General features: G+C 59.7%; 22 protein-coding genes and 1 riboswitch. Of the genes, 12 read left to right on the top strand and 10 right to left on the bottom strand.

The features are described from left to right. Window positions 1-7: 7 nt before the first annotated feature. The gene (gene epd / locus QYH43_RS08410) at window positions 8-1,063 is read right to left on the bottom strand and encodes an erythrose-4-phosphate dehydrogenase (RefSeq protein ID WP_095057444.1); all 1,056 of its coding nucleotides are present in this window, start codon (window positions 1,061-1,063) and stop codon (window positions 8-10) included. A gap of 163 nt (window positions 1,064-1,226) precedes the next feature. Continuing rightward, the gene (gene tkt, locus QYH43_RS08405; RefSeq protein ID WP_301156869.1) at window positions 1,227-3,224 is read right to left on the bottom strand and encodes a transketolase; all 1,998 of its coding nucleotides are present in this window, start codon (window positions 3,222-3,224) and stop codon (window positions 1,227-1,229) included. Window positions 3,225-3,485: 261 nt separating this feature from the next. Here tkt and QYH43_RS08400 point away from each other — a divergent pair, with 261 nt between their 5' ends. From QYH43_RS08400 to QYH43_RS08385, 4 genes are all read left to right on the top strand, one after another. Continuing rightward, a complete protein-coding gene (locus tag QYH43_RS08400) occupies window positions 3,486-4,481 on the top strand; it encodes a metalloregulator ArsR/SmtB family transcription factor (protein WP_301156868.1) in 996 nt (331 codons plus the stop codon). Between the two features lie 18 nt (window positions 4,482-4,499). Next, window positions 4,500-5,690 carry a methionine adenosyltransferase gene (gene metK, locus QYH43_RS08395; protein WP_008050251.1) on the top strand — a complete coding sequence of 397 codons (1,191 nt, stop codon included), beginning with the start codon at window positions 4,500-4,502 and terminating at the stop codon, window positions 5,688-5,690. Window positions 5,691-5,878: 188 nt separating this feature from the next. Next, on the top strand, window positions 5,879-7,558 hold the full coding sequence (ligB, locus tag QYH43_RS08390; protein ID WP_301156867.1) for an NAD-dependent DNA ligase LigB: 1,680 nt from the start codon (window positions 5,879-5,881) through the stop codon (window positions 7,556-7,558). 83 nt (window positions 7,559-7,641) lie between these two features. Further along, complete coding sequence (locus QYH43_RS08385) at window positions 7,642-8,037, top strand: DUF1090 domain-containing protein (protein WP_095057440.1); 396 nt, start codon at window positions 7,642-7,644, stop codon at window positions 8,035-8,037. Window positions 8,038-8,129: 92 nt separating this feature from the next. On the opposite strand, the gene QYH43_RS08380 is transcribed toward QYH43_RS08385, so the two are convergent. Continuing rightward, entirely contained in the window at window positions 8,130-8,579 is a 450-nt protein-coding gene (locus QYH43_RS08380) for a cytochrome c (RefSeq protein WP_095057439.1), read from the bottom strand. A gap of 128 nt (window positions 8,580-8,707) precedes the next feature. Between QYH43_RS08380 and QYH43_RS08375 the strand changes: the two genes are divergently transcribed. Then, window positions 8,708-9,883 (top strand): MltA domain-containing protein, encoded by a 1,176-nt coding sequence (locus QYH43_RS08375; RefSeq protein ID WP_301156866.1) that lies wholly within the window; start codon window positions 8,708-8,710, stop codon window positions 9,881-9,883. A gap of 80 nt (window positions 9,884-9,963) precedes the next feature. On the opposite strand, the gene QYH43_RS08370 is transcribed toward QYH43_RS08375, so the two are convergent. Both QYH43_RS08370 and QYH43_RS08365 read right to left on the bottom strand, forming a co-directional pair. After that, window positions 9,964-10,347 (bottom strand): MAPEG family protein, encoded by a 384-nt coding sequence (locus QYH43_RS08370; protein ID WP_095057437.1) that lies wholly within the window; start codon window positions 10,345-10,347, stop codon window positions 9,964-9,966. A 49-nt stretch (window positions 10,348-10,396) separates the two neighbouring features. Next, entirely contained in the window at window positions 10,397-11,230 is an 834-nt protein-coding gene (locus QYH43_RS08365; RefSeq protein WP_301156865.1) for an EamA family transporter, read from the bottom strand. A 278-nt stretch (window positions 11,231-11,508) separates the two neighbouring features. On the opposite strand from QYH43_RS08365, the gene QYH43_RS08360 reads away from it, so the two are divergent. Next, window positions 11,509-12,678 carry an MFS transporter gene (locus tag QYH43_RS08360; RefSeq protein WP_095057435.1) on the top strand — a complete coding sequence of 390 codons (1,170 nt, stop codon included), beginning with the start codon at window positions 11,509-11,511 and terminating at the stop codon, window positions 12,676-12,678. A gap of 12 nt (window positions 12,679-12,690) precedes the next feature. Here the strand turns inward: QYH43_RS08360 and QYH43_RS08355 are convergent, their stop codons facing one another. Together QYH43_RS08355 and QYH43_RS08350 are read right to left on the bottom strand one after the other, a co-directional pair. Next, the gene (locus QYH43_RS08355) at window positions 12,691-13,578 is read right to left on the bottom strand and encodes a formate/nitrite transporter family protein (protein WP_095057434.1); all 888 of its coding nucleotides are present in this window, start codon (window positions 13,576-13,578) and stop codon (window positions 12,691-12,693) included. A gap of 160 nt (window positions 13,579-13,738) precedes the next feature. Beyond that, window positions 13,739-14,143: a hotdog domain-containing protein gene (locus QYH43_RS08350; protein WP_103396738.1), complete on the bottom strand. Its 405-nt coding sequence runs from the start codon at window positions 14,141-14,143 to the stop codon at window positions 13,739-13,741. 198 nt (window positions 14,144-14,341) lie between these two features. Continuing rightward, window positions 14,342-14,444: riboswitch (S-adenosyl-L-homocysteine riboswitch) on the top strand. Between the two features lie 23 nt (window positions 14,445-14,467). Between QYH43_RS08350 and ahcY the strand changes: the two genes are divergently transcribed. The 4 genes from ahcY (at window position 14,468) to QYH43_RS08330 (ending at window position 20,004) form a co-directional block, all read left to right on the top strand. Beyond that, window positions 14,468-15,877 (top strand): adenosylhomocysteinase, encoded by a 1,410-nt coding sequence (ahcY, locus tag QYH43_RS08345; protein WP_301156864.1) that lies wholly within the window; start codon window positions 14,468-14,470, stop codon window positions 15,875-15,877. 174 nt (window positions 15,878-16,051) lie between these two features. After that, a complete protein-coding gene (gene metF / locus QYH43_RS08340; protein ID WP_053163204.1) occupies window positions 16,052-16,897 on the top strand; it encodes a methylenetetrahydrofolate reductase [NAD(P)H] in 846 nt (281 codons plus the stop codon). A 191-nt stretch (window positions 16,898-17,088) separates the two neighbouring features. Then, the gene (locus QYH43_RS08335; protein ID WP_095057430.1) at window positions 17,089-17,904 is read left to right on the top strand and encodes an ABC transporter substrate-binding protein; all 816 of its coding nucleotides are present in this window, start codon (window positions 17,089-17,091) and stop codon (window positions 17,902-17,904) included. 225 nt (window positions 17,905-18,129) lie between these two features. Beyond that, entirely contained in the window at window positions 18,130-20,004 is a 1,875-nt protein-coding gene (locus QYH43_RS08330) for a DEAD/DEAH box helicase (protein ID WP_301156863.1), read from the top strand. A 158-nt stretch (window positions 20,005-20,162) separates the two neighbouring features. Here QYH43_RS08330 and QYH43_RS08325 read toward each other — a convergent pair whose 3' ends face one another. Together QYH43_RS08325 and QYH43_RS08320 are read right to left on the bottom strand one after the other, a co-directional pair. Next, window positions 20,163-20,750, bottom strand: coding sequence for a YceI family protein (locus QYH43_RS08325; protein WP_095057428.1), 588 nt, complete (start codon window positions 20,748-20,750; stop codon window positions 20,163-20,165). A 32-nt stretch (window positions 20,751-20,782) separates the two neighbouring features. Beyond that, window positions 20,783-21,334: a cytochrome b gene (locus QYH43_RS08320; RefSeq protein WP_095057427.1), complete on the bottom strand. Its 552-nt coding sequence runs from the start codon at window positions 21,332-21,334 to the stop codon at window positions 20,783-20,785. Between the two features lie 481 nt (window positions 21,335-21,815). Between QYH43_RS08320 and QYH43_RS08315 the strand changes: the two genes are divergently transcribed. After that, the gene (locus tag QYH43_RS08315; protein WP_301156862.1) at window positions 21,816-22,301 is read left to right on the top strand and encodes a hypothetical protein; all 486 of its coding nucleotides are present in this window, start codon (window positions 21,816-21,818) and stop codon (window positions 22,299-22,301) included. 375 nt (window positions 22,302-22,676) lie between these two features. Here QYH43_RS08315 and QYH43_RS08310 read toward each other — a convergent pair whose 3' ends face one another. After that, window positions 22,677-24,401 (bottom strand): flavin monoamine oxidase family protein, encoded by a 1,725-nt coding sequence (locus QYH43_RS08310; protein WP_301156861.1) that lies wholly within the window; start codon window positions 24,399-24,401, stop codon window positions 22,677-22,679. A gap of 222 nt (window positions 24,402-24,623) precedes the next feature. Here QYH43_RS08310 and QYH43_RS08305 point away from each other — a divergent pair, with 222 nt between their 5' ends. After that, the gene (locus QYH43_RS08305; RefSeq protein WP_301156860.1) at window positions 24,624-26,030 is read left to right on the top strand and encodes an adenosylmethionine--8-amino-7-oxononanoate transaminase; all 1,407 of its coding nucleotides are present in this window, start codon (window positions 24,624-24,626) and stop codon (window positions 26,028-26,030) included. Window positions 26,031-26,154 lie beyond the last annotated feature (124 nt).

Raw genomic sequence — 26,154 nt, 5'->3', positions numbered from 1 at the left:
GCTGTTCTTAGAGAGCAGGTTTTGTAGAGGCTGTGTGCAGATAGTGTTCTGCAACATCGAGCATTCGGTTTGCAAACCCCCATTCGTTGTCGAACCAGGCCAGGATGTTCACCAGCCGTGGGCCGGAAACGCGGGTCTGACTGGCATCGACGATGGCCGAATGTGGGTCATGGTTGAAATCACAACTGGCGTGAGGCAACTCGGTGTAGGCCAGCAAGCCTTTGAGCGGGCCGCTGGTGGCAGCTTCGCGCAGGATTCGGTTGACCTCGGTGGCGTCGGTCGCGGTGGCGGTCTGCATCGTAATGTCGAGGCAGGACACGTTAACCGTCGGCACCCGCACGGCTTTGGCCTGAATTCGCCCGGCAAGTTCCGGCAACAGGCGTTCGATGCCGCGCGCCAGACCGGTGGACACCGGGATCACCGACTGGAACGCCGAACGGGTGCGGCGCAGGTCTTCGTGGTGATAGGCATCGATGACCGGCTGATCGTTCATCGCCGAGTGAATGGTGGTGATCGACACGTAATCCAGACCAATGGCCTGATTCAACAGACGCAACAGCGGCACGCCGCAGTTGGTGGTGCAGGACGCGTTGGACACCAGCAGTTCGTCGCCGGTCAGGCAGTCCTGGTTCACGCCGTAGACGATGGTGGCGTCGACATCGGTCTCGCTGGCCATCGGCTGGGAAAACAGCACGCGCGGGGCGCCGGCGTCGAGGAACCGCTGGCCGTCTTCGCGCGTGTTGTAAGCGCCGGAGCACTCCAGCACCAGATCGACGCCCAGGGACGCCCAATCGATGCCTTCGGGGGTGGCACTGCGCAGGACCTTCACGCAGTCGCCATTAATATGCAGACAATCGCCATCGACCCTCACTTCGCCGGGAAAACGCCCGTGAGTGGAGTCAAAGCGTGTCAGGTATTCGATGCTGGCCATGTCCGCCAGATCGTTGATCGCGACAATTTCAAACCCGGCCTTGTCGCCTCGCTCAAACAACGCACGCAAGACGCAACGACCAATCCGGCCGTAGCCGTTGAGTGCAACTTTGTAAGGACGCGGTTGAGGCATGGGGTTCTCGATAGTATTCGCTAACAACACAACCCCTGTAGGAGCTGGCTTGCCAGCGATGGGGTCATCAGCGTCAACATAAATGCTGCCTGAACGGACGCCTTCGCTGGCAAGCCAGCTCCTACAGGAGACCGCGGTGTTCGTTAGAACACCGCGTTGTGCTTTAGTCTTCCAGCAGCTCTTCAGCCTGACCCAGGATGTTTTCCAGGGTGAAACCGAACTCTTCGAACAAGGCAGGCGCAGGCGCCGACTCGCCGTAGGTGGTCATGCCGATCACGCGGCCTTCCAGGCCCACGTACTTGTACCAGTAGTCTGCGTGAGCAGCCTCGATGGCGATACGGGCGCTGACCTGCAACGGCAGAACCGATTGCTTGTAGCCGGCGTCCTGGGCATCGAAGACGCTGGTGCATGGCATGGAAACCACGCGAACCTTGCGGCCCTGCTCGGTCAGTTTGTCGAAGGCTTGAACAGCCAGGCCGACTTCCGAACCGGTAGCGATCAGGATCAGCTCTGGCTCGCCAGCGCAGTCTTTCAGCACATAACCACCACGGCTGATGTCGGCGATCTGGCCGGCATCACGGGTTTGGTGCTGCAGGTTCTGACGCGAGAAGATCAGGGCCGAAGGACCGTCCTTGCGCTCCAGTGCGTATTTCCAGCTCACGGCCGATTCAACAGCATCGGCTGGACGCCAGGTGTCGAGGTTCGGCGTGCAGCGCAGGCTGGCCAGTTGCTCGATTGGCTGGTGAGTCGGGCCGTCTTCGCCCAGACCGATGGAGTCGTGGGTGTAGACGTGGATCACACGCTGCTTCATCAGAGCGGACATGCGCACTGCGTTGCGGGCGTATTCCATGAACATCAGGAAGGTCGCGCCGTAAGGCACCAGGCCGCCGTGCAGGGCAACGCCGTTCATGATCGCGGTCATGCCGAATTCGCGCACGCCGTAGTACATGTAGTTGCCGCTGGCGTCTTCGGCAGTGACGCCTTTGCAACCTTTCCACAGGGTCAGGTTGGAACCGGCCAGGTCAGCCGAACCGCCGAGGAACTCAGGCAGCAGCGGGCCGAACGCGTTCAGGGCGTTCTGGCTGGCTTTACGGCTGGCGATGGTTTCGCCTTTGGCCGCCACTTCGGCGATGTAGGCCGAGGCTTTTTCGCTGAAGTCAGCTGGCAGGTCACCGCTCAGACGACGCACCAGTTCGTTGGCTTCGGTCGGGAAGGCCGCGGAGTAGGCCGCGAAACGCTGGTCCCACTCGGCTTCGGCAGCGCGACCGGTTTCCTTGGCATCCCATTCGGCATAGATGTCGGCCGGGATTTCGAACGGGCCGTGGTTCCATTTCAGCGCCGCACGGGTCAGGGCGATTTCCGCGTCACCCAGCGGGGCGCCGTGGCAGTCTTCCTTGCCTTGCTTGTTCGGCGAACCGAAGCCGATGGTGGTCTTGCAGCAGATCAGGGTCGGCTGCTCGCTTTTGCGGGCAGTGTCGATCGCGGTCTTGATCTCTTCCGGATCGTGACCGTCGACATTGCGGATCACTTGCCAGTTGTAGGATTCGAAGCGCTTCGGCGTGTCATCGGTGAACCAGCCTTCGACTTCGCCGTCGATGGAGATGCCGTTGTCATCGTAGAAAGCGATCAGCTTGCCCAGGCCCAGGGTACCGGCCAGGGAAGCGACTTCGTGGGAAATGCCTTCCATCATGCAGCCATCACCCAGGAACACATAGGTGTGGTGGTCGACGATGTTATGGCCCGGACGGTTGAACTGCGCCGCCAGGACTTTTTCAGCCAGGGCGAAACCCACGGCGTTGGCCAGGCCTTGGCCCAAAGGACCGGTGGTGGTTTCAACACCCGGGGTGTAGCCGAGTTCCGGGTGACCCGGGGTGCGGCTGTGCAGTTGGCGGAACTGCTTCAGATCTTCGATCGACAGGTCGTAGCCGGTCAGGTGCAGCAGCGAATAGATCAGCATCGAGCCGTGGCCGTTGGACAGCACGAAGCGGTCACGGTCGGCGAAGGATGGATTGCTCGGGTTGTGCTTCAGGTAGTCGCGCCAAAGTACTTCGGCGATATCCGCCATACCCATAGGGGCACCCGGATGGCCGCTGTTGGCTTTTTGCACGGCATCCATGCTGAGGGCACGAATGGCGTTGGCACGCTCACGACGGCTAGGCATCGCTGTTCTCCTGGGGGCTTGATTAAAACGAATCGGAAAAAAGGCGAGCATTTTCCCTCACCCGGACGCCTCGGGGCAATGACAGATAGTCATCTGGAGGCGTTTTTCCAACGGATAACGACGGTTTCGCCTGGTGAAACCTTTCCGCCGTTCGTTTGTTGACTGAAGCTAACGTCGAGAAGTGCCATCTATCGAGCAATATCAAAACTTTTTGATATTGCTCTTGCGATGCTTTCGACCCATGACTAGACTGCCGGCCCTATGAACTTACGCGTGCCTTCCATTCAACATGACGATTGCGATGAGCTGGCGGCCCTGTGCAAGGCTGGCGGCGACCCTCTGCGGTTGAATGTATTGCGCGCACTGGCCAACGACTCGTTCGGCGTGCTGGAACTGGCGCAGATCTTCGGCATCGGCCAGTCAGGCATGAGCCACCACCTCAAAGTACTGGCCCAGGCCGACCTGGTGGCGACCCGCCGTGAAGGCAACGCGATTTTTTACCGTCGCGCCCTGCCCCACACCGGGTTGCTGGGCGGCAAACTTCACGCCGCGCTGCTCGACGAAGTGGACAACCTGACGCTGCCGACTGACGTACTGGCGCGCATCGCACAGGTCCACGGGCAACGCGCAGCGGCCAGCCAGGACTTTTTCTCACGGGTCGCGGAGAAGTTTCGCGCCCAGCAAGACCTTATCGCCGGTCTGCCGCAGTACCGCGACAGCGTGGTGGCCCTGCTCGACAAGTTGAGCTTCGGTCAAGGCGCTACGGCCATTGAAGTCGGCCCCGGAGACGGCGCATTTCTGCCCGAACTGGCGCGCCGCTTCACCGAGGTCACGGCGCTGGACAACAGCACCGCGATGCTCGAACTGGCGCGCCAGGTCTGCGAACGCGACAAGCTGACTAACGTCAGCCTGCAACTGGCCGACGCCTTGAACGGCGTCACCCTCAAGGCCGATTGCGTGGTGCTGAACATGGTGCTGCACCACTTTGCCGCACCGGCCGATGCGCTCAAGCACATGGCCCACTTGCTGCAACCAGGCGGTAGCCTGTTAGTGACAGAGTTATGTAGCCACAACCAGAGTTGGGCCAAGGAGGCCTGCGGTGATCTCTGGTTGGGGTTTGAACAGGACGATCTGGCCCGTTGGGCCACCGCTGCGGGACTCGTTCCCGGGGAAAGCCTCTATGTAGGCTTACGTAATGGTTTCCAGATCCAGGTCCGTAACTTTCAGCGGCCGGCTGGCGACACTCACCATCGGTAATTTCAGGAAAACATCGAGATGAGCGAATACTCCCTTTTCACCTCCGAGTCCGTGTCTGAAGGGCATCCGGACAAAATCGCCGACCAGATTTCTGATGCGGTGCTGGACGCCATCATTGCTGAAGACAAGTTCGCCCGTGTGGCGTGCGAGACTCTGGTGAAAACGGGCGTGGCCATCATCGCCGGCGAAGTCACCACTTCGGCCTGGGTTGACCTGGAGCAGATCGTTCGTGACGTGATCACCAACATCGGCTACACCAGCTCCGACGTTGGCTTCGACGGCGCGACCTGCGGCGTGATGAACATCATCGGCAAGCAGTCCCCTGACATCAACCAGGGTGTCGACCGTGCCAAGCCTGAAGATCAGGGCGCCGGCGACCAGGGCCTGATGTTCGGCTACGCCAGCAACGAAACCGACGTGCTGATGCCTGCACCGATCACCTTCTCGCACCAGCTGGTTCAGCGCCAGGCCGAAGCCCGTAAATCCGGCCTGCTGCCTTGGCTGCGCCCGGACGCCAAGTCGCAAGTGACCTGCCGTTACGAAAACGGCAAGGTTGTCGGTATCGACGCCGTTGTTCTGTCGACCCAGCACAACCCGGAAGTGTCGTACAACGACCTGCGCGAAGGCGTGATGGAGCTGATCGTCAAGCACGTGCTGCCTGCCGAACTGCTGTCCAAGGACACCCAGTTCCACATCAACCCGACCGGCCAGTTCATCATTGGCGGCCCGGTAGGTGACTGCGGTCTGACCGGTCGCAAGATCATCGTCGACAGCTACGGCGGCATGGCCCGTCACGGCGGCGGCGCGTTCTCCGGCAAGGATCCATCGAAGGTTGACCGTTCGGCGGCCTACGCCGGCCGTTACGTGGCCAAGAACATCGTCGCTGCCGGCCTGGCCGAGCGTTGCGAGATTCAGGTGTCCTACGCCATCGGCGTTGCCCAGCCGACGTCGATCTCGCTGAACACCTTCGGCACCGGCAAGATCAGCGACGACAAGATCGTCAAACTGGTCCGCGAAGTGTTCGACCTGCGTCCATACGCGATCACCACCATGCTTGACCTGCTGCACCCGATGTACCAGGAAACCGCAGCGTACGGCCACTTCGGCCGCACCCCGGCGACCAAGACCGTGGGCGACGATACCTTCACCACGTTCACCTGGGAAAAAACCGACCGCGCCGACGCCCTGCGTTCCGCTGCCGGTCTGTAACACTTCCTGCTGCACCCAAAAGCCCCGCACGGCTCGCGCCCTGCGGGGCTTTTTATTGGGATTGGCTTTACACCGTGGCGCGGCCTTCGCGGGCACAGCCTCCCGAAATACCCGGAAAAACACCCAGCCCTGACACCCTCCCATCCTGACCTAACCTTCAAGCATCTCATTGAGCAAGGACGCTCACGATGCTCCCGCCATTGCACCTGTTTTTCGCCTTTCTGCTGATGCTGACCTGCCTCGGCGCCCGCGCCATGGATTGCCCCGACTGGTCAGCGGAACGCGCCTTGGACGAAGTCGGCAAACGGCAACAGCAAATCGACCTCTGGGACGACAGCTATCACCGCCAGGGCCGCTCTCTGGTTGCCGATGAACTCTACGATCAGTCCCGGGCGCAACTGAGCCATTGGCGCCAATGCTTCAACCTGACCCCACCCGCAAACCCCTTGCGCACAGCTCGTGGCACACTCCCACACCCCATAGCCCACACCGGCCTGGAAAAACTGCACGACGCACGCGCTGTCGAAAACTGGCTGCGCGACCGCGCGGATGTCTGGGCGCAACCGAAAATCGACGGCGTGGCAGTCACGCTGATTTACCGAAAAGGCCTGCTGACTCAGGCAATCAGTCGCGGCGATGGCGTGAAGGGGCAGGACTGGACGATTGCGGCACGGCAGATCCAGGCCATTCCCGAACAGTTGTCACAACCTTTGGACCTGCTTGTGCAGGGCGAGCTCTATTGGCGCTTGGACAACCACATACAGGCCCGGGACGGCAGCGTTAATGCCCGCGCCACGGTGGCCGGGCTGATGGGTCGCAAAACGTTGAATGCCGCACAAGCCGCGGGGATCGGCCTGTTTGCGTGGGACTGGCCCCAAGGCCCGGCGAACCTGCTCGCACGGGCAACTGCATTGAATGAACTGGGCTTCTCGGACACCGTCGCCTACATCCAGCCGGTCAATGGACTGGCTGACGCTGAGCGCTGGCGTGATCACTGGTATCGCTCCGCACTGCCCTTCGCCAGCGACGGGATCGTCCTGCGGCAGAACCAGCGCCCACCCGCCAAACGCTGGCAGGCGAAACCGCCTTACTGGAGCGTGGCCTGGAAATACCCTTTCGCCCAGGCGCTGGCGGAAGTGCGCAAGGTTCACTTCCAGATCGGGCGAACCGGGCGCATCACTCCGGTACTGGAGCTGCGACCGGTGAAACTGGATGACCGGCAGATCAAACGCGTCAGCGTCAGCTCGCTACAGCGCTGGCAGGCGCTGGATATACGCCCCGGTGACCAAGTCTCGATCAGCCTGGCCGGCCTGACAATTCCAAGGCTTGATGACGTCGTGTTACGCAGTACCGAGCGTGTCGAATTGAACGTGCCGCAAGCCGAAGACTTTCACCCTTTGAGCTGTTGGCAACCGACCCCAGGCTGCGAAAGCCAGTTTCTTGCGCGCCTGACCTGGCTCAGCGGCAAGAACGGTCTGGCCCTGCCCCATGTCGGCGCCGGTACCTGGGAAAAACTTCTTGCAACAGGTCGCCTGAACAGCCTGTTGGATTGGATGACCCTCGATGTCCGAGAGCTTGCTAACATTGACGGTTTCGGCGAACGAAGCGCGGCGCGCCTTGCCGACAGTTTCCGCAGCGCCCGACAACGCCCGTTCGCTCGCTGGCTCAAAGCCCTGGGATTGCCGCCGACAGGCCAGGCACAACTGGCCGACTCCTGGCAGGTACTGGCGCAACGAAATACCGAACAATGGCAAGCCGAAGCAGGTATCGGGCCGGGACGCGCGGCGCATTTGAACGCCTTTTTCCGCGATCCGCAGGTGCTGGCCTTGAGTGAAACGCTACGTGACATCGGGATCGAAGGCTTTTAGCCGACGTCCACCGGGAACCCCAAGGTGTCGATCGGCTCAAACAAGCCATCGCCACCCCGCTTGCTTTCTTACATGGAGCTTTTATGAAACTTCTTTCACCGCTGGCCCTGTTGACCCTTTGCAGCGTGCTGGCCACTCCGCTGATGGCGGATGAAGAAGCACCGGGGCTGACCGGATGCGCCGCCAAGAAGCAAGGCATCATCAACCAGATCGAACTGGCCAAATCCCACGCCAATCTCGAACAACAGGCCGGTCTGGAAAAGGCTCTGAGCGAAGTCGAGGCAAACTGCACGGACGCATCGCTGAAAAAAGAACGGGAAAACAAGGTGCTCGACGCCAAGCACGAAGTCAGCCAGCGCCAGGCCGATCTCGACAAGGCCATGAAAAAAGGCGATCCCGACAAGATCAACAAGCGCAAGGACAAGCTCGCCGAATCCCGCAAGGAATTGCAGGATGCGCTGGATGAGCTGGATCAGTAACTGCGCGTCTTGAGATCAACAGTTCGCAGCCTTCGGCAGCGCCTACATTAGTTCGGCGCAGGAGCTGCCGAAGGCTGCGATCCTTTCCTGAATCAATGGTCCCGAAACGCTTTATGACAGGCACTGCAAGCATCTTCGACCTTCTGCACCGCCGGCCCCAGGTTGCTGGCCTTGTAGGGTTGAACCTGGCTGGCAATCACCAATTCACCGGTGGCGGTTTCGAGATCACGAGTCATTGCCTGAAAGCGCGCCTGCTGTTCCCAGACATCGCTCGTGGCGCTGGTGTGATCTTCTTCACGCACCTGCGGAAAATGTTTCCACGGTTCACGGGACAGGGCATCAAGTTTCACCGCGCCCTCAGCGAACTTCGGACCGTCGAACGCAATACGGCCACGCAACATGCCACCCAGATCTTCACCGGTCTTGAGCATTTGCTTGAAAATGGCTTTGCGCTGACCGAGCGGCGAATTGGGGTCGACCCCGCCACAGGCGGTCAGTGTCAGACAGGCCAGCAATACAACAGAAAGTCTTTTAAGAGTCATGGTGGCTTCAGGTCACGGAAACGGCGGCCAGTATCCTCGCCTGATCGGTAAAAGACCAATAGCCCTATTATCAATACGGGTTGCTTGAGCGCATGGAGCACTCGGGCAACCGGCAAAGGAATCACTCCATGAACAGCCGTTTCAAGGCCTGGCGTCACAGCCTGACCTGGACCCTTCCGATGGTGGCCGTGCTCGCGGGTTGCACCGGCGGAAGTGATGACAACAAACCGAAAACCCATGCCCTGGCCACCTACTCCAGCGCCACGTGGGAAGCACTTCCAGCGGTGTCCGACAGCGACCTCGTCGCCGGTTTCGGCTCATGGCGTAGCGCCTGCGCGCGACTCAAGGCTGACGCTGTCTGGGGCGGCACCTGCGCCGCGGCTGCCAACGTTCCGCAAACCGCCAGCGACATTCGCGGCTTCCTCAAGCAGAACCTCGACGTCTACGGCCTGCGCGCCGCCAATGACAACCCGAACGGCCTGATCACCGGCTACTACGAGCCGGTCTACCCCGGCAGCCTGACCCAGACCGACGTGGCGAATGTCCCGGTGTATGGCGTGCCCGAAGACATGATCATCGTTTCCCTCGACAGCATTTATCCGGAGTTGAAGGGCAAACGCCTGCGCGGCCGGCTCGAAGGCCGCGTACTCAAGCCTTACGACGATGCAGCCACTATCGAGAGCAACGGGGTCAAGGCACCCGTTGTGGCCTGGCTGACCGACCCGATGAACCTGCAATTCCTGCAAATCCAGGGCTCGGGACGCATCCAGCTCGATAGCGGGCGTCAGCTGCGCATCGCCTACGCCGACCAGAACGGCCACCCGTATCGCCCCATCGGACGTTGGCTGGTGGAACAAGGCGAGCTGAAAAAGGAAGACGTGACCATGGGCGCCATCAGCACGTGGGCCAAGGCCAACCCGTCACGCATTCCTGAACTGCTCGGCAGCAACCCGAGCTACGTGTTCTTTACTCGCAACCCGGACAGCAACGAAGGTCCTCGCGGATCGCTGAACGTGCCGCTGACCGCAGGCTATAGCGCGGCGGTGGATCGCAAGGTGATTCCACTGGGCAGTTTGTTGTGGCTATCCACCACCAAGCCGGACGGCACGGCACTGGTTCGACCGGTCGCCGCACAGGACACCGGCGGCGCCATTGCCGGCGAGGTTCGGGCGGATCTGTTCTGGGGCACCGGCGAGGCGGCCGGGCAATTGGCCGGGGACATGAAACAACAGGGGCAGATCTGGATGCTCTGGCCTAAAGGCGCGGCATTGCCGCAAGTGCCGCAGGTAGCTGACAAGCTCTAACAGCAAAAAGATCGCAGGCTGCGCCAGCTCCTACAGAGACTCAAAACCCCGTAGGAACCTGCGATCTTTTGATCCAGCCTTTAAGCAGAAACCACAAAGAAACTGATGATCAACCCCATCCCCACAAACCACATCAGCGACCTCAGCATTGCCCAGTCCGCCAGGTAGCAAATGATGTAAAGCAGTCGACTGGTAATGAACAACACCGCCAGCACATTGACTGTCACCAGCTCTGCATTGCCAGCCAGGTGAGCCACGATCACCGCAGCCGCAAAGGCCGGAGTCACCTCAAAACTGTTCAACTGCGCCGAGTTGGCCCGTCTACCCAAACCTTCCAGCGAATCGAGAAAATCCCGAGGGTCATGATTGTCGCTCAGCCTGTATCCGCCAATGACCTTCGCAACGCCAACGCATACGTACGGCAGGATAATCGCAATCAAAATGCACCACAGAGCAACCGTCATTACGCAGTCCCTTCTTCAAGTTATAGAAATTCTATTCCATCAACGGCGGTCAAAATTTCATCACCAGTATGCCGATCAAAACCAGCCCACAAGCTAAGAGGCGCGGCCCGCCAAAAGGTTCTTTCAGGTAACGCATTCCGAACAGCACCACCAGGATCACACTGATCTCGCGCAGCGCCGCCGCTTCGGCAATCGAACCCAGCTGCATGGCCCACAGCACCAGAGCGTAGCTGAACAACACGCAGAATCCGACGGCCAGGCCCAATCGCCACTGCTCGCGCCAGAACAGCATGAACGCCGGCCGCTTGCTCACCCATGCCAGCAACGGAAACGGCCAGGCACTGAGCAGCGTGACCCAGACCAGATAATCCAATGGATGCGACCAGCGCCGCAGTGCCTGGCCATCGATGAAGGTGTAGCAACCGATGCACAGGCCGATCAACACCACCACCGGCAGCATCGACCACGGCAGACGCGCTCCGCCACCGCCCTGCCAGAGCAGGCACAACATGCCAAAAGGAATCAGCAGGATGCCGAAAATCTGCTGATGACTCAGCACTTCCCCGGCAAAGATCAGCGTGAGGGCAAGCACCACCAGCGGTGACAGGCCCCTCATCAACGGATAGACCAGCCCCAGATCACCGACCCGATAAGCCTGGATCAGCAAATAGCGATAGAGCAATTCGAACGCCGCCGAGGCCAGAATCCATGGCCAGATGTCCAGCGGCGGCAATTCCACGAAGGGCAGCATCAGGGCGACAAAGAGCAGCGCCACGCTGTCCATGCAGGCCACGACCAGCAGCCGCTCGGCACTGAACTTGATCAGGGTATTCCACGCCGCGTGCAACAACGCCGCCACCAACACCAACACCGTCGCAAGCACGGCCCACTCCTTTTATTGCCCCCCCTTTGTAGGAGCCGGCTTGCTGGCGATGCGACCTTAAGAAGGTCATCGCCAGCAAGCCGGCTCCTACAAGGGGGGGGTAGAGAATTGATTCGCCATATGTCAGTGGCTGTTTATACTGCAACCGACCACGCCGCACTCAGTTGCGCACGACTAATTCCAATAAAAAATCCCGCCCTGCCCGCTTTCATCGAGAGCGGACACCGGCCTGCGTATGCCTGATCACAGCGTCAAGACTACCGACAGAGACCTTGCGCATGCCACTCGCTTTGCTAGCCCTCGCTGTTGCCGCTTTCGGCATCGGCACCACTGAATTCGTGATCATGGGCCTGCTGCCCGACGTTGCCCGTGACCTTGCCGTGAGCATTCCTCATGCCGGGCTGTTGATCACCGGCTACGCCCTGGGCGTTGTGTTTGGCGCGCCGATCCTCGCGGTCGGCACCGCCAACATGCCGCGCAAAGCCACACTGCTGGGCATGACGCTGATGTTCATCCTGGGCAACATGCTCTGCGCACTGGCGCCGAACTACGCCACGCTGATGGCCGCGCGGGTGGTGACGGCGCTGTGTCACGGCGCGTTCTTCGGCATCGGTTCAGTGGTGGCCGCAGGGCTGGTCGCACCGAACAAACGCGCCCAGGCAATTGCCATGATGTTCACCGGCCTGACCCTGGCCAACGTGCTCGGCGTGCCGCTGGGCACAGCCCTCGGACAATATGCAGGTTGGCGCTCGACGTTCTGGGCGGTGTCGGTGATAGGCGTGATTGCCGCGATCGCGCAGTGGCTCTGGCTGCCGAAACACATCGCGATGGACAAAGCCAATCTCGCGAGTGAATTCAAGGTATTGGGCAAGGCCAACGTGCTGTTGGCGCTGGGTATGAGCGTACTGGCCTCGACCAGCCTGTTCAGCGTATTCACCTACATCGCGCCGATCCTGCAGGACATCACCGGCGTCAGCCCCCACGGCGTGACCATCATGCTGCTGTTGTTCGGCGTAGGTTTGACCGCTGGCAGCATGCTCGGAGGCCGACTGGCCGACAGCCGTTTGTTGCCGTCACTGGTGGGGATGGCGCTGGCCGTCGTAGTGGTTTTGGCCGCTTTCAGCCAGACCAGCCACTCGGTGATCCCGGCCGCCATTACGCTGGTGCTGTGGGGAATTTTTGCGTTTGCGCTGTGCCCGATCCTGCAATTGCTGATTATCGATCAGGCCCACGAAGCGCCGAACCTGGGCTCGACCTTGAACCAGAGCGCGTTCAATCTCGGTAACGCGGCCGGCGCATGGATTGGCGGACTGGTGGTTGCCAGCGGTGCCGATCTGGCGGACCTGCCATGGACCGGTGCACTGGTCAGCGTGCTGACGGTCTTGACCGCGCTGTACTTTATCTACCGCCAGCGTCGAACCGCCGCCGCACTGAACGTGGCTGGCTGAGTGTCGTGATATTTACTTCTTGAGCGATTGCGACTCAGGCGCCTGTGCATGAGTCGCAGGCTCCTTGGGTGGTCCGCTTTCGCTGCGAATCTGCGCATGACTGATCAGGGCAAAGATAAAGCTGCCGCCGATGATATTGCCCAGCAACGTCGGACCGGCGAATACCAGCCAGAAATCACGCCATGGCAATTCCCCGGCAAACACCAGATAGGACACCTCCGCCGAACCCACCACGATATGCGTGAAGTCCCCCAGCGCCATGAAGTACGTGATGAGGATGATGATCCACATCTTGGCGCTCTCCATGGATGGAATCATCCATACCATGGTGGCGATCATCCAGCCGGAGACGATGCCCTTGGCGAACATCTGGCTGGCGTCGTTTTCCATGACCTTGCGGCCGATGTCGAGGAAGGCCAAGTCGGTCTTGCTGTCGAAAATCGGCAATTCCAGCATCACGTACGCCACCAATAAAGTGCCGCACAGATTGCCGAACAGCACCACCGTCCAAAGCCGCAATAAGCGACCGAAATTGCCTAGCGTCGGTTTGCTCATGATCGGCAGCACGGCCGTCAGGGTGTTTTCGGTGAACAGTTGCTGACGGGCAAGAATCACCGCGAGGAACCCCGCGCAGTAACCGAAACTGGCAATCACCTTGAATCCCTCGCCGTCCGGCAGGCGAGCGTTGAGCAGCCCCATGGCCATCAACGACAGGCCCATGGTCAGCCCGGCGGCGAGCGCCGACCACCACAGTGCGGCAACGCTGCGCTCCAGCTCCTGATCGCCCTGGGTTCGGATGATTTCGTGCAACACCGCCGCGCGCGGTGGCTGGTTTTTTTCGACCTCGTGCTGCTCTTTCGTGGAAAGATCAGGGGTCTTGCCGTCTTGTGCCGAGTTCATGGGGTGCGCAACCGGTAGCGGGGTATTTAGCTACGACACGCGGGGTTGGCCTTACGTTCTGTAGGCGCTGCCGAAGGCTGCGATCTTTTGATCTTGATTTTAAGCAGCCAGAGATGACGCCAAGATCAAAGTCAAAAGATCGCAGCCTGCGGATCGCGCGTTATTCGACGCTGGCGTCGTCCTGGAACTGGTCTTTGACGTACTTGATCTCGGTCCGGCCGTGCGGTGCCGGCAAGCCGTCTTCGCCGAGATTGACGAACACCATCTTCTCCACCGTCAGGATGCTCTTGCGGGTGATCTTGTTGCGCACTTCGCAGGTCAGGGTGATCGAGGTGCGGCCGAACTCGGTGGCGGTGATGCCCAGTTCGATGATGTCGCCCTGGCGCGAGGCGCTGACGAAGTTGATTTCGGAAATGTACTTGGTGACCACGCGCTGGTTGCCCAACTGGACAATGGCGTAGATCGCCGCTTCTTCGTCGATCCAGCGTAACAGGCTGCCGCCGAACAGCGTGCCGTTGGGGTTGAGGTCTTCGGGTTTTACCCATTTGCGGGTGTGGAAGTTCATGTTCACTCCTGAGCGTCTTGCCGAATGATGGGCAGTATCTTGGCAGAGCGCGGGCCAGAGCTCTATCACGCCTGGACTATCGCCTCGATTACCGTTCGGACATTGGCCGACAGAAACGCTTTGGAAGATCAGCATAGCCCGCTATAATCGCCACCGTTTCAAAACGGTCATCTTCATTTGCTACCGTTTTCCCGCCACCTGTCCGAGGGGCGCTGCAGCAGGTTTGACCTGTCAGGCTCGGATGGGGCGTTGCCTGGCCTTCACTGGCTGGACACTAAACGCACAACGGCGCCCATTCGCATACATTACGAATGGAGGCTCTTCATGAGCGCTGTTATCACGCCTGCAGATTTTAATGATTACAAAGTCGCCGACATGTCCCTGGCTGCCTGGGGCCGTCGCGAGACCATCATCGCCGAATCCGAAATGCCAGCCCTGATGGGTCTGCGCCGCAAGTACTCCGGCGAGCAGCCACTCAAAGGCGCCAAGATCCTTGGCTGCATCCACATGACCATTCAGACTGCCGTGCTGATCGAAACCCTGGTTGCCCTGGGTGCCGAAGTACGCTGGTCGTCCTGCAATATTTTCTCGACTCAGGACCAGGCCGCTGCTTCCATCGCCGCTGCCGGCATCCCGGTTTTCGCCTGGAAAGGCGAAACTGAAGAAGAGTACGAGTGGTGCCTGGAACAGACCATCCTGAAGGATGGCCAGCCATGGGACGCCAACATGATCCTCGACGACGGCGGCGACCTGACCGAACTGCTGCACAATAAGTACCCAGCCGTTCTGGACCGCGTTCACGGCGTGACCGAAGAAACCACCACCGGTGTTCACCGTCTGCTGGACATGCTGGCCAAGGGCGAGCTGAAAATCCCGGCCATCAACGTCAATGACTCGGTGACCAAGTCCAAGAACGACAACAAGTACGGCTGCCGTCACAGCCTGAACGATGCGATCAAGCGCGGCACCGACCACCTGCTGTCCGGCAAGCAAGCGCTGGTCATCGGCTACGGCGACGTGGGCAAGGGTTCGGCCCAGTCCCTGCGTCAGGAAGGCATGATCGTTAAAGTTTCCGAAGTCGACCCGATCTGCGCCATGCAAGCCTGCATGGACGGTTTCGAACTGGTTTCGCCGTTCATCGACGGTATCAACACCGGTACCGAAGCGAGCATCGACAAAGCGCTGCTGGGCAAGATCGACCTGATCGTGACCACCACCGGCAACGTCAATGTTTGCGACTCGAACATGCTCAAAGCCCTGAAGAAGCGTGCTGTTGTCTGCAACATCGGCCACTTCGACAACGAAATCGACACCGCTTTCATGCGCAAGAACTGGGCATGGGAAGAAGTGAAGCCGCAGGTTCACAAGATCCACCGTACCGGCGCTGGCGATTTCGACCCACAGAACGACGACTACCTGATCCTGCTGGCCGAAGGCCGTCTGGTTAACCTGGGTAACGCCACGGGTCACCCGAGCCGCATCATGGACGGTTCGTTCGCCAACCAGGTTCTGGCCCAGATCTTCCTGTTCGGCCAAAAGTACGCCGACCTGTCGCCAGCCCAGAAAGCCGAGCGCCTGACCGTTGAAGTACTGCCGAAGAAACTCGACGAAGAAGTGGCCCTGGAAATGGTTCGCGGCTTCGGCGGCGTTGTGACTCAACTGACCAAGACCCAGGCCGATTACATCGGCGTGACCGTCGAAGGTCCGTTCAAGCCGCACGCTTACCGCTACTGATTGGTTGATCGCGGTGTGCTGATACACCGCGTCGCCTGATTCGCCAGCAAGCCGGCTCCTACAAGGGACGGTCGTATGTGAGTAACGCGTACGACGCAAATCCTGTAGGAGCCGGCTTGCTGGCGATTGCGGGCAAACCGGCTCACAGGCTTACGCGTTTTAAAGGGTATGACCATGTCCCAAGATCGTCGCTACAGCTTCGAGTTCTTCCCTACGAAGACCGATGCTGGGCATGAAAAGCTGCTCGCCACTGCTCGTCAGCTGGCCACCTACAACCCCGATTTCTTCTCCTGCACCTACGGCGCTGGCGGTTCGACCCGTGATCGCACGCTCAACACCGTGTTGCAGCTCGAAAGCGAAGTCAAAGTGCCTGCCGCCCCGCATCTGTCTTGCGTAGGCGACAGCAAGGAAGACTTGCGCGGCCTGCTGGCCCAGTACAAGTCAGCCGGCATCAAGCGCATCGTAGCGCTGCGCGGTGACCTGCCTTCGGGCATGGGCATGGCCAGCGGCGAAATGCGCCACGCCAATGACCTGGTTGAATTCATTCGTGAAGAGACCGGCGATCATTTCCACATCGAAGTTGCCGCTTACCCGGAAATGCATCCGCAAGCGCGTAATTTCGAAGACGATATCGCCAATTTCGTGCGCAAGGCCAACGCCGGCGCCGACAGTGCGATCACCCAGTACTTCTTCAACGCCGACAGCTACTTCTACTTTGTCGAGCGTGTACGGGCGTTGGGCGTGAACATCCCGATCGTGCCAGGCATCATGCCGATCACCAACTACAGCAAACTCGCGCGCTTCTCCGATGCCTGCGGTGCGGAAATCCCGCGCTGGATCCGCAAGCAACTGGAAGCCTTCGGCGACGACACCCAAAGCATTCAAGGCTTTGGTGAGCAAGTCATCACCGAGATGTGTGAACGCTTGCTGCAGGGTGGCGCTCCGGGCTTGCACTTCTACACCTTGAATCAGGCTGAAGCGAGCCTGGCGGTGTGGAACAACCTGAAGTTGCCGCGCTAAAAGTCGTTCAAGCAAGATCAAAAGATCGCAGCCTGCAGCAACTCCTACAGGGTATGTGTAATCCCTGTAGGCGCTGCCGCAGGCTGCGATCTTTTGCTTTTAACGCACTGTAATTGTGCGCCAACCCACGGAGTTAGAGCATCTGCCGTCGGTTTCTGGCTCTTTCCGGTTTCTCGTCGTAATCTCAGCCCATGCCTTTGATCACACAGTTAATCGCCGTGCTTGTTTTCACTTGCCTGAGCTTTGCCGCCCAGGGCGAGAAGTTGCGCATTGTCACCGAGCCGTGGGCACCTTACGTCTATGAGGACAGCGGCAAACCACAGGGCCTCGACTACGAAACCACCGCCATCGTGTTCAAACGCCTGGGCATCGAAGTCGAATGGCAGTTCCTGCCGTGGAAACGTTGCCTGTCGATGCTCGAATCCGGCCAGGCCGATGGCGCACTGGACATTTTCCACAGCGACGAGCGCGACGCGACCCTGCTCTACCCCAGCGAACCTCTTTCCGACGTGCAGTTCGTGATGTTCTACGCCAATGACCGGCCGTATCCGTTTCGCACGCTCGAAGACCTGCGCGGCCTGACCATCGGCACCTCACCGGGTTACCTCTACAGCAAGGATTTCAGCGACTCGACGCTGTTCACCCGCGAACCGGCACCGAGCCATGAAGCCAACTTCGGCAAGCTGGTGCGCGGCCGGATCGACCTGTTGATTACCGATCGCCGGGTCGGCCAGCATTTGCTCGACGAGCTGAAGATTCGTGACAGGATCACCGAAAACCCGATGGTCATCAGCCAGCAAAGCCAGTATCTCGCCGTGCGGCGCAACGCCGGCATGGATCTGCTGGTGCAGCGTTTCGGCGCGGAACTCAAACGGTTCAAGCGCGAACCCGCCTACGCCGAATTGAGCGCGCGTTACGGCGCGGGGCCGGCCATCAACGTGAAGAACGATAAAACCACCGCTTCCACGGAAAAAGCCGTTGAGCAGCATGAAAGCAGCGCGCAGTGATTGCTCTGTTATACTCCGGCCTTCCCGCCAGGCTCACGCCCGGACGCTCGGAATCGTTAAAGGCATCTCGACCCCGCTACAGCGCAGCTTTGCAGCCCGCGCGAGCGCTCCAGACGAGCCTTCGTGACCGAAGCAGGACCGGACGGGATTGCGTTCTTCTTAAACGCCATTCGCGCCAGGCAAGACTCCCATTGGGCCAAGCCCTAACTTAGAACAGGATTACTCATGTCCTTTGCTTCCCTCGGTCTCTCCGAGGCTTTAGTCCGCGCCATCGAGGCAGCGGGCTATACCGAGCCTACTCCGGTGCAACAGCGGGCCATTCCCGCCGTGTTGCAAGGTCGCGACCTGATGGTTGCGGCACAGACAGGTACCGGTAAAACCGGCGGTTTCGCCCTTCCGATCCTGGAGCGGTTGTTCCCCAACGGTCACCCGGACAAATCCCAGCGTCACGGCCCGCGCCAACCGCGCGTACTGGTCCTGACCCCAACTCGCGAACTCGCGGCGCAAGTGCATGAAAGCTTCAAGGTCTATGCCCGTGACCTGAAGTTCGTCAGCGCCTGCATCTTCGGTGGCGTCGGCATGAACCCGCAGGTTCAGGCCATGTCCCGTGGTGTTGACGTGCTGGTGGCCTGCCCTGGCCGTCTGCTCGACCTGGCCGGTCAAGGCAGCGTCGACCTGTCCCACGTGGAAATCCTCGTGCTGGACGAAGCCGACCGCATGCTCGACATGGGCTTCGTCCATGACGTGAAGAAGGTCCTGGCCCGTCTGCCGGCCAAACGCCAGAACCTGCTGTTCTCGGCGACCTTCTCCAAAGACATCACCGACCTCGCCGGCAAGCTGCTGCACAACCCGGAACGCATCGAAGTCACGCCGCCGAACACCACGGTCGAGCGCATCGAACAACGTGTATTCCGTCTGCCGGCCAGCCACAAGCGTTCGCTGCTGGCGCACCTGATTACCGCTGGCGCCTGGGAGCAGGTGCTGGTGTTCACCCGCACCAAGCACGGCGCCAACCGCCTGGCCGAGTACCTGGACAAGCACGGCCTCAGCGCCGTCGCGATCCACGGCAACAAGAGCCAGAACGCCCGCACCAAAGCCCTGGCCGACTTCAAGGCCGGCTCCGTGCGCATCCTGGTTGCCACCGACATCGCCGCCCGCGGCCTCGACATCGACCAGTTGCCACACGTGGTCAACTTCGAACTGCCGAACGTCGATGAAGACTACGTGCACCGCATCGGCCGTACCGGCCGTGCCGGTCGTTCGGGCGAGGCGATCTCTCTGGTGGCCCCGGACGAAGAAAAACTGCTGAAAAGCATCGAACGCATGACCAAGCAGAAAATCGCCGACGGCGACCTGATGGGCTTCGATGCCAGCACCATCGAGGCTGAAAAGCCCGAAGTACGCGAGCGTCCGGACATCCGCAACCCGCGCAATCCACGTGGCCCGCGCGGCGACGGTCCGAACGGCGGTGGTGGTGGCGGCGGTCGCAAGGACAAAGGCAAGGACAAGGGCAAGGAAAAACCGGCGGCCGAACGCGGCGAGCGTCCTGCCCGTCAGCAAAAGCCTCGCGAAGGCACTCCGGCCCGTGAACAGCGTCAGCCGTCGCAGCCGCCACGCGCCGCTGCTGATCGTGCACCGGACGAGTTCCTGGACGACGATGTCGATAACTTCGGTAACCGCGTCGACTACGTGCCGCAGCAAAAACCTGCTCAAGGCCGTGGCCGCCGTCCGGGCGCTCCGGCACAAGGCACCGCCGCAGGCTCGGGCGCTCCACGCACCGGCAAGCCACAGGGTGCGCGTCAAAGTGGTCCACGCAGCAGCGACGGTGCCAGCACCGGTACGCCGCCCGCCAAACGCAGCGGTCCACGCAGCGGTGCGCCACGTGACGGTCAGGCGCGTCGTGAAGACTCACGCAATCGCCGCCCGGCCCGTGACGATCAACCGCGTTCGGAGCCTGCCGTGCAGAACCCGCGCGGTCCGGCACCGAAGATCATGCACAAGGAGTCGAAGGCTGACCGCTTCCCGACACCTGAGCAGCTGGATCAACTGCCAAGCCGTCCACGCGGCGAAAAACCGGCATTGCTGACCCGCAATCGCTGATTTAACGCAGTAATAAAAAATGCCCCGGTTCGAAAGAACCGGGGCATTTTTTATGGCGAATAACCTGTAGGAGCCGGCTTGCTGGCGATGGGGCAACTCGGTTTTGCTGTGTTGCGGAAGACGCTATCGCCAGCAAGCCGGCTCCTACGGTCTCAGCATTACTTCGCTTTCACACCTTCAAAGGACACGTACATTTCAACAGTGTCAGACGCTGGGCCCAGGTCTTTCTGCTTGCCGAAATCGGAACGCTTGAGGCTGAAGGTACCCTCGAAGCCTGCACGGTAGCCGCCCCACGGATCCTTGCCTTCACCCAGGAAAGTGGCCTTGACCACGATTGGCTTGGTTACGCCGAGGATCGTCAGGTCGCCAGCTACGTCAGCAGTGTCCTTGCCCGCGGCGTTCTTGCCGGTGGATTTGACGCTGGTGGAAACGAACGTGGCTTTGCTGCCGTTCAGGAAGTCTTTGCTGGAGATGTGCTTGTCACGCTCGGCGTGGTTGGTGAACACGCTGGCAGTGTTCACGTTGAACTCGATCTTGCTGTCTTCAGGCTTCGCGGCATCGAAGCTGAACTTGCCGTCGATGTCCTTGAAAGTACCGGTGATGTAGCTGTAGCCCAGGTGGCTGACCTTGAAGTCGACGAAGGCGTGCTGGCCTTCTTTGTCGACCACGTAGTCAGCGGCCATTACGTTACCGGCGGACATCAGGGCCGAACCGATTGCCAGAGCGGCCAGAGTCTTTTTCAACATGCTTTGTTTTCCTTTGGAGTCGAGGTTGAATTTCAGGCTTTGCGACCCAGCATTCGCTTGAGGGTCACATCACGGTCGATAAAGTGGTGCTTCAATGCTGCCAACGCATGGAGGCCGGAAAAAATTACCAGCGCCCACGCCAGATAGAGGTGAATCGCACCAGCGATGTCTGCCTGGTCCGGCAGACCGGATACCAGCGCAGGGACTTCAAACAAGCCAAACACCGGAATCCCGACACCTTCTGAGGTGGAAATCAGGTAACCGGCAATCATCACAGCGAACAGACTGAGATACAGAAAACCATGGCCGAAACTGGCGCCAAGGCGTGTCATGCGGCTGTAGTTCGACAAGGTCGGTGGCGGCGGGCTGATAAAGCGCCACAGCACCCGCAGCACCATCACGCCCAGCAACACCAGGCCGATGCTCTTGTGCAGATCCGGTGCGTCTTTGCGCCAGGTGCTGTAGTAGTCGAGACCGACCATCCACAGCCCGAGAGCAAACAAACCGAATACCGCCAGCGCTACACCCCAATGCATGACGATGCTGATCCAACCGTAACGGGAAGTAGAGTTTCGTAGCTGCATTGCCTAGATCCTGTAAGTGCTGGCCCAAGACTATCGATTTATCTATCGATTTAAAGCCGAAAATTTCGCTTTGAAATATCGAAAAATGCGATCAAGAGCCTGAAGCAAGCAAGTTAAGGAAAGATTAAAGCCGAAATTTTGGAGAAAACTGAATCCAAACCAGAGAACACCTGTATCAAAAGACTTATTCGATTTCTGCCCCCGCCTTTTTTCCGGGCAAAAAAACCGGACCTTGGGCCCGGCGATCAGTCAGGGGTTCTGTAGGAGCGCGCTTGCTCCGGGCGGCGTTCCGACGATGATGGTCCAGGCAACGCGGGCATTCAGGCACCCCACGTTATCGTTGACGACCATCGCGAGCAGGCTCGCTCCTACAGCGAGTTAAGTCCCAAGCTTTTGAGCAACGCTATAAATATATATAGCCACTTCCGGTTTTTTACCTGTTTGAATGAGGGCTCAACAACTCATCAATCAAGGTACACAGATGGCTATTACATATACCCCCTTTCAAGCAAGCGGTTCCCCGGTATTACCCGCAAATCAAATGATGTCAGCAGAACAGTACATCATATCCGAAAGTGGACGATTTCGATTAACATTACAGACTGACGGAAATTTGGTTATCACGGACAACGGCACCGTCGCTTGGGTTGCGGACACCAATCAAATTTATAGCAAAACCTTATTTCAAAAAAAAATGAATCAAAAGCTGCAGTTTGTAATCAGCAACAGTGGCTTTCTATATGACCCATCCAAGAAGCGCTTATGGATTGCCGAAAGTACTCACAGCAACGACAGATCGCTCTGGTACAACGCATGCATGGTCATTCAAGATGATGGAAATTTGATCATTTACGACAGGCGAACAGGTAACCTGTGTTGGGCACGCTTTGGATTCATTCCAGGTCGTTCCCCAAAGCCAAAGCGCAAGAAAACCATAATGGTCAGCATGGAAGTTTACGAATGGTAGTTATAGCAACCAAGAATTACTATTGGCATGAGCATACTAATTAACCGAGCACTCGGGCTTATAGGAATCCACTTGGCATCTGTGAGCAAGCTGAAAGTCATTTTTATAAAATATCAGTCTGCCGCTGGTATAACTATCGGTCACACACCCAGAAAGTGCCATCAACATAGTTATTACTACCAATACTTTCATATGCCCTCCGGTTTTTTTGAAGAGCATACAATTCAAAGTCGAGCGCACTCTATCATACCAATCTGATGGTTTTGTAGGATGTCTCCGATGCTCCACAGAAGCGTGTAGGACCTGCTCATGCCTGACAAACGAGCAAAAAAAGCGCGGCCCATGGGCCGCGCTTCTGTTCACCACGAAGTCTTGTTACGCCTTCGCTGGCGTTGTAGCCGCTGGTTTAGCCGCCGGCGTCTTGGCCGATTCGGTTTTTTTCACCGGGGCCTTGGCCGGGGCTTTTTTCGCCTCGGTCTTCTTCGCGGGTGCTTTGGCCGGGGCTTTCTTCGCAGGCTCGGTTTTCACCGGGGCCGCAGGCTTCGGCGCTTCAACCGGGGCTGGTGCAACTACCGGAGCTGGCGGTGCAACTGGCTCAGGTGCCTTGACCGGTTCTGGTTTCTTGGCTTCATCCGAGCCACCGAACAGGTTGCTGAAGAAGTTGCCCTTCTTCGCCGCCGCTGCGCCAGCTGCCGCGGCTGCCGGAAGCACTTTGGCCGGTTCAAACGACTTGCCCGCGGCCATGTCTTCAACCTGATCGGCCGCACGCTGACCGGTGCGCAATGCGCCTTCCAGGGTGCCCGGGTACAGGGTGTCGGTGTGTTCGCCGGCAAAAGCTACACGCTGGATCGGACGTTCCCACAGGCGCCAGAACTTGCTGATCTGGCCCGGGCCGAAGGCCAGGTAGGCGCCACCCATCGAAGGGTCGGTGCTGTAGCGACGGATTTCATAACCAGTGAACGAGCCACGCGCCTGTGGATAAAACGTGTGCAGGCGAATCAACACTTGGTCGGCCATCTGCTTGTCGCCGAACGCCTGCATTACCCGCGCGTTGTCACCCGACAGGTTGATCACCACGTTGGCGCCGCCCTTGAGGGCTGGCTCGACCCACAACATGCCGAGGCCGGTGTTGCTGTAGACCTCACCGGACATCCGCGCCTTGCTTTCCCACACGGGGGCCTTGAACTTCAGCATGATCTGGTCACGCCAACCGTAGTTGGTGCCCTTGATCGCTGCCAGGTGCTGGGCGTCCAGCGCCGGAGTCATCTGAATCTTGTTCAGGGCGCGCAACGGCACGGCCAGAACCACGTAATCCGCCTGATAGCCGACACTGCCGACTTTGACGGTCACGCCGTCCTTTTCCTGAATGATGGCCGAGACCGGGGAGCTGGTCTTGATGGCTTTCAGTTGCTTGACGAACGCCTGGGCCAGCACCGGGCTGCCACCGACCAGTCGCGAAGCGCGCAGGTCACGGTCGGACACGCCACGGTAAACGCGGCCCTGCTGGGCGAAGTACAGCAACGAGAGGCGCGAAGGTTCGTCATAGCGGGTGCGAATCTGCTGGTTCACCAACTGACGGGCCGTGGCGGGCAGGTTCAGGCGGTCCAGCCAGTTGGACACGGTGATCTGGTCCAGGGCGTGCAGCGTGCTGTTGGCTGCCGGGTTCTGCGGGTCGTCGATAGAACGCGCCAGGTCGTCCGCGGTTTTTTCGTAGCGCTTGAGCGCCTCGGCAGTGGCCGGTTGCTTGGTCGTCAGGTCGGCGGCGGAGAAATACTCACCGTCAATCAGATAGCCGGGGGTCCGCACGAACTCAGGCGCTGGCGTCGTGCTCAACTTGAAGGTCGACACGTACTTGTTCAGCACCGGCTGGGTCTTGTCGTTGCCAATCCACTCGCTGGTGGCCATGCCGGAACGACCGCCCAGGCTCGACTTGGCTTCCAGCAAAGTGACCTGCCAGCCCTTGTTTTGCAGCTCGTAAGCCGCCGTGAGGCCCGAGACCCCGCCGCCGATCACGATTGCGGTTTTATCCTTGGCCAGCGCAGACACGCTGAACAGCCCCAACATCACCAGCGCACAGGCGCGCAGCCAACCGACAGACATTCAGCGAACTCCGGAAATACAAGAGAAAACAGCAGTTTTTGCGAGCCAGACGGCCCAAGAACGGCGAAGAATACGTCAGCCTTCAAAACGCCGCCAGCGGCGTCTATCGACCTATACAAAGTAGCTCAATCCACGCAATGGGTTGTCCCCGTGCCACGCATTGCATAGGCTTGCCCGATTGTTTGTCCGCGCTTGTCTCGGACCGTCTCCAGGAGAGTGAAAATGGGCCTGAATAATCAGTGGATGCAACGCGACCTCGCGGTGTTGTGGCATCCCTGCACCCAGATGAAAGATCACGAACAACTGCCGCTGATCCCGATCAAGCGCGGTGAAGGCGTCTGGCTGGAAGACTTCGAAGGCAAGCGCTACCTCGATGCGGTCAGTTCCTGGTGGGTCAATGTGTTCGGTCACACCAATCCGCGGATCAACCAGCGCATCAAGGATCAGGTCGATCAGCTGGAGCACGTGATCCTCGCCGGTTTCAGCCATCAACCGGTGATCGAGCTGTCCGAGCGCCTGGTGAAGATGACGCCGGAGGGCCTGACCCGGTGCTTCTACGCCGATAACGGGTCGTCCTGCATCGAAGTGGCGTTGAAAATGAGCTTTCACTACTGGCTCAACCGTGGACAACCCAACAAGAAGCGCTTCGTCACCCTGACCAACAGCTACCACGGCGAAACCATGGCGGCGATGTCGGTCGGCGACGTGCCGCTGTTCACCGAAACCTACAAAGCGCTGTTGATGGACACCATCAAAGTGCCGAGCCCCGATTGCTACCTGCGACCGGCGGGCATGAGCTGGGAAGAACATTCGCGCAACATGTTCGCGGCCATGGAACAGACCCTGGCAGAGAATCATGACAGCGTTGCTGCCGTGATCGTCGAGCCGCTGATCCAGGGCGCCGGCGGCATGCGCATGTACCACCCGGTGTACCTCAAGCTGCTGCGCGAAGCCTGCGACCGTTATGGCGTGCACCTGATCCACGACGAAATCGCCGTGGGCTTCGGCCGCACCGGGACGATGTTCGCCTGTGAACAGGCCGGCATCCGCCCGGACTTCCTGTGCCTGTCCAAGGCCCTGACCGGCGGTTACCTGCCGCTGGCGGCATGTATCACCACCGACGAGGTCTACAGCGCGTTTTACGACGACTACCCGACCCTGCGCGCCTTCCTGCACTCCCACAGCTACACCGGCAATCCGCTGGCGTGCGCGGCAGCCTTGGCGACGCTGGACATCTTCGAAGAAGACAACGTCATCGAGAACAACAAAGCCCTGGCGCAGCGCATGACGTCGTCGACTGCGCATCTGGTCGATCACCCGAATGTCAGCGAAGTGCGTCAGACCGGCATGGTGCTGGCCATCGAGATGGTCAAGGACAAGGCAACCAAAGAAGCCTATCCGTGGCAGGAGCGCCGTGGTTTGAAGGTGTTCCAGCATGCGCTGGAGCGCGGTGCATTACTGCGGCCGTTGGGCAGCGTGGTGTATTTTCTGCCGCCGTATGTGATCACCCCGGAGCAGATCGACTTCCTCGCCGAAGTCGCCAGCGAAGGCATCGACATTGCGACCCGCGACAGCGTCAGCGTGGCGGTGCCGAAGGATTTCCATCCCGGGTTCCGCGATCCGGGTTAAAGCATCAGGCAATACCTGTGGCGAGGGAGCTTGCTCCCGCTCGGCTGCGAAGCAGTCGTCAGTTTTGGGACCGCTTCGCGGTCCAGCAGGAGCAAGCTCCCTCGCCACAAAAAGCGACTCCGAT

This window comes from Pseudomonas sp. C32 (genome assembly GCF_030417915.1).
Taxonomy (GTDB): domain Bacteria; phylum Pseudomonadota; class Gammaproteobacteria; order Pseudomonadales; family Pseudomonadaceae; genus Aquipseudomonas.
This window is presented reverse-complemented; position numbering and strand designations above follow the sequence as displayed.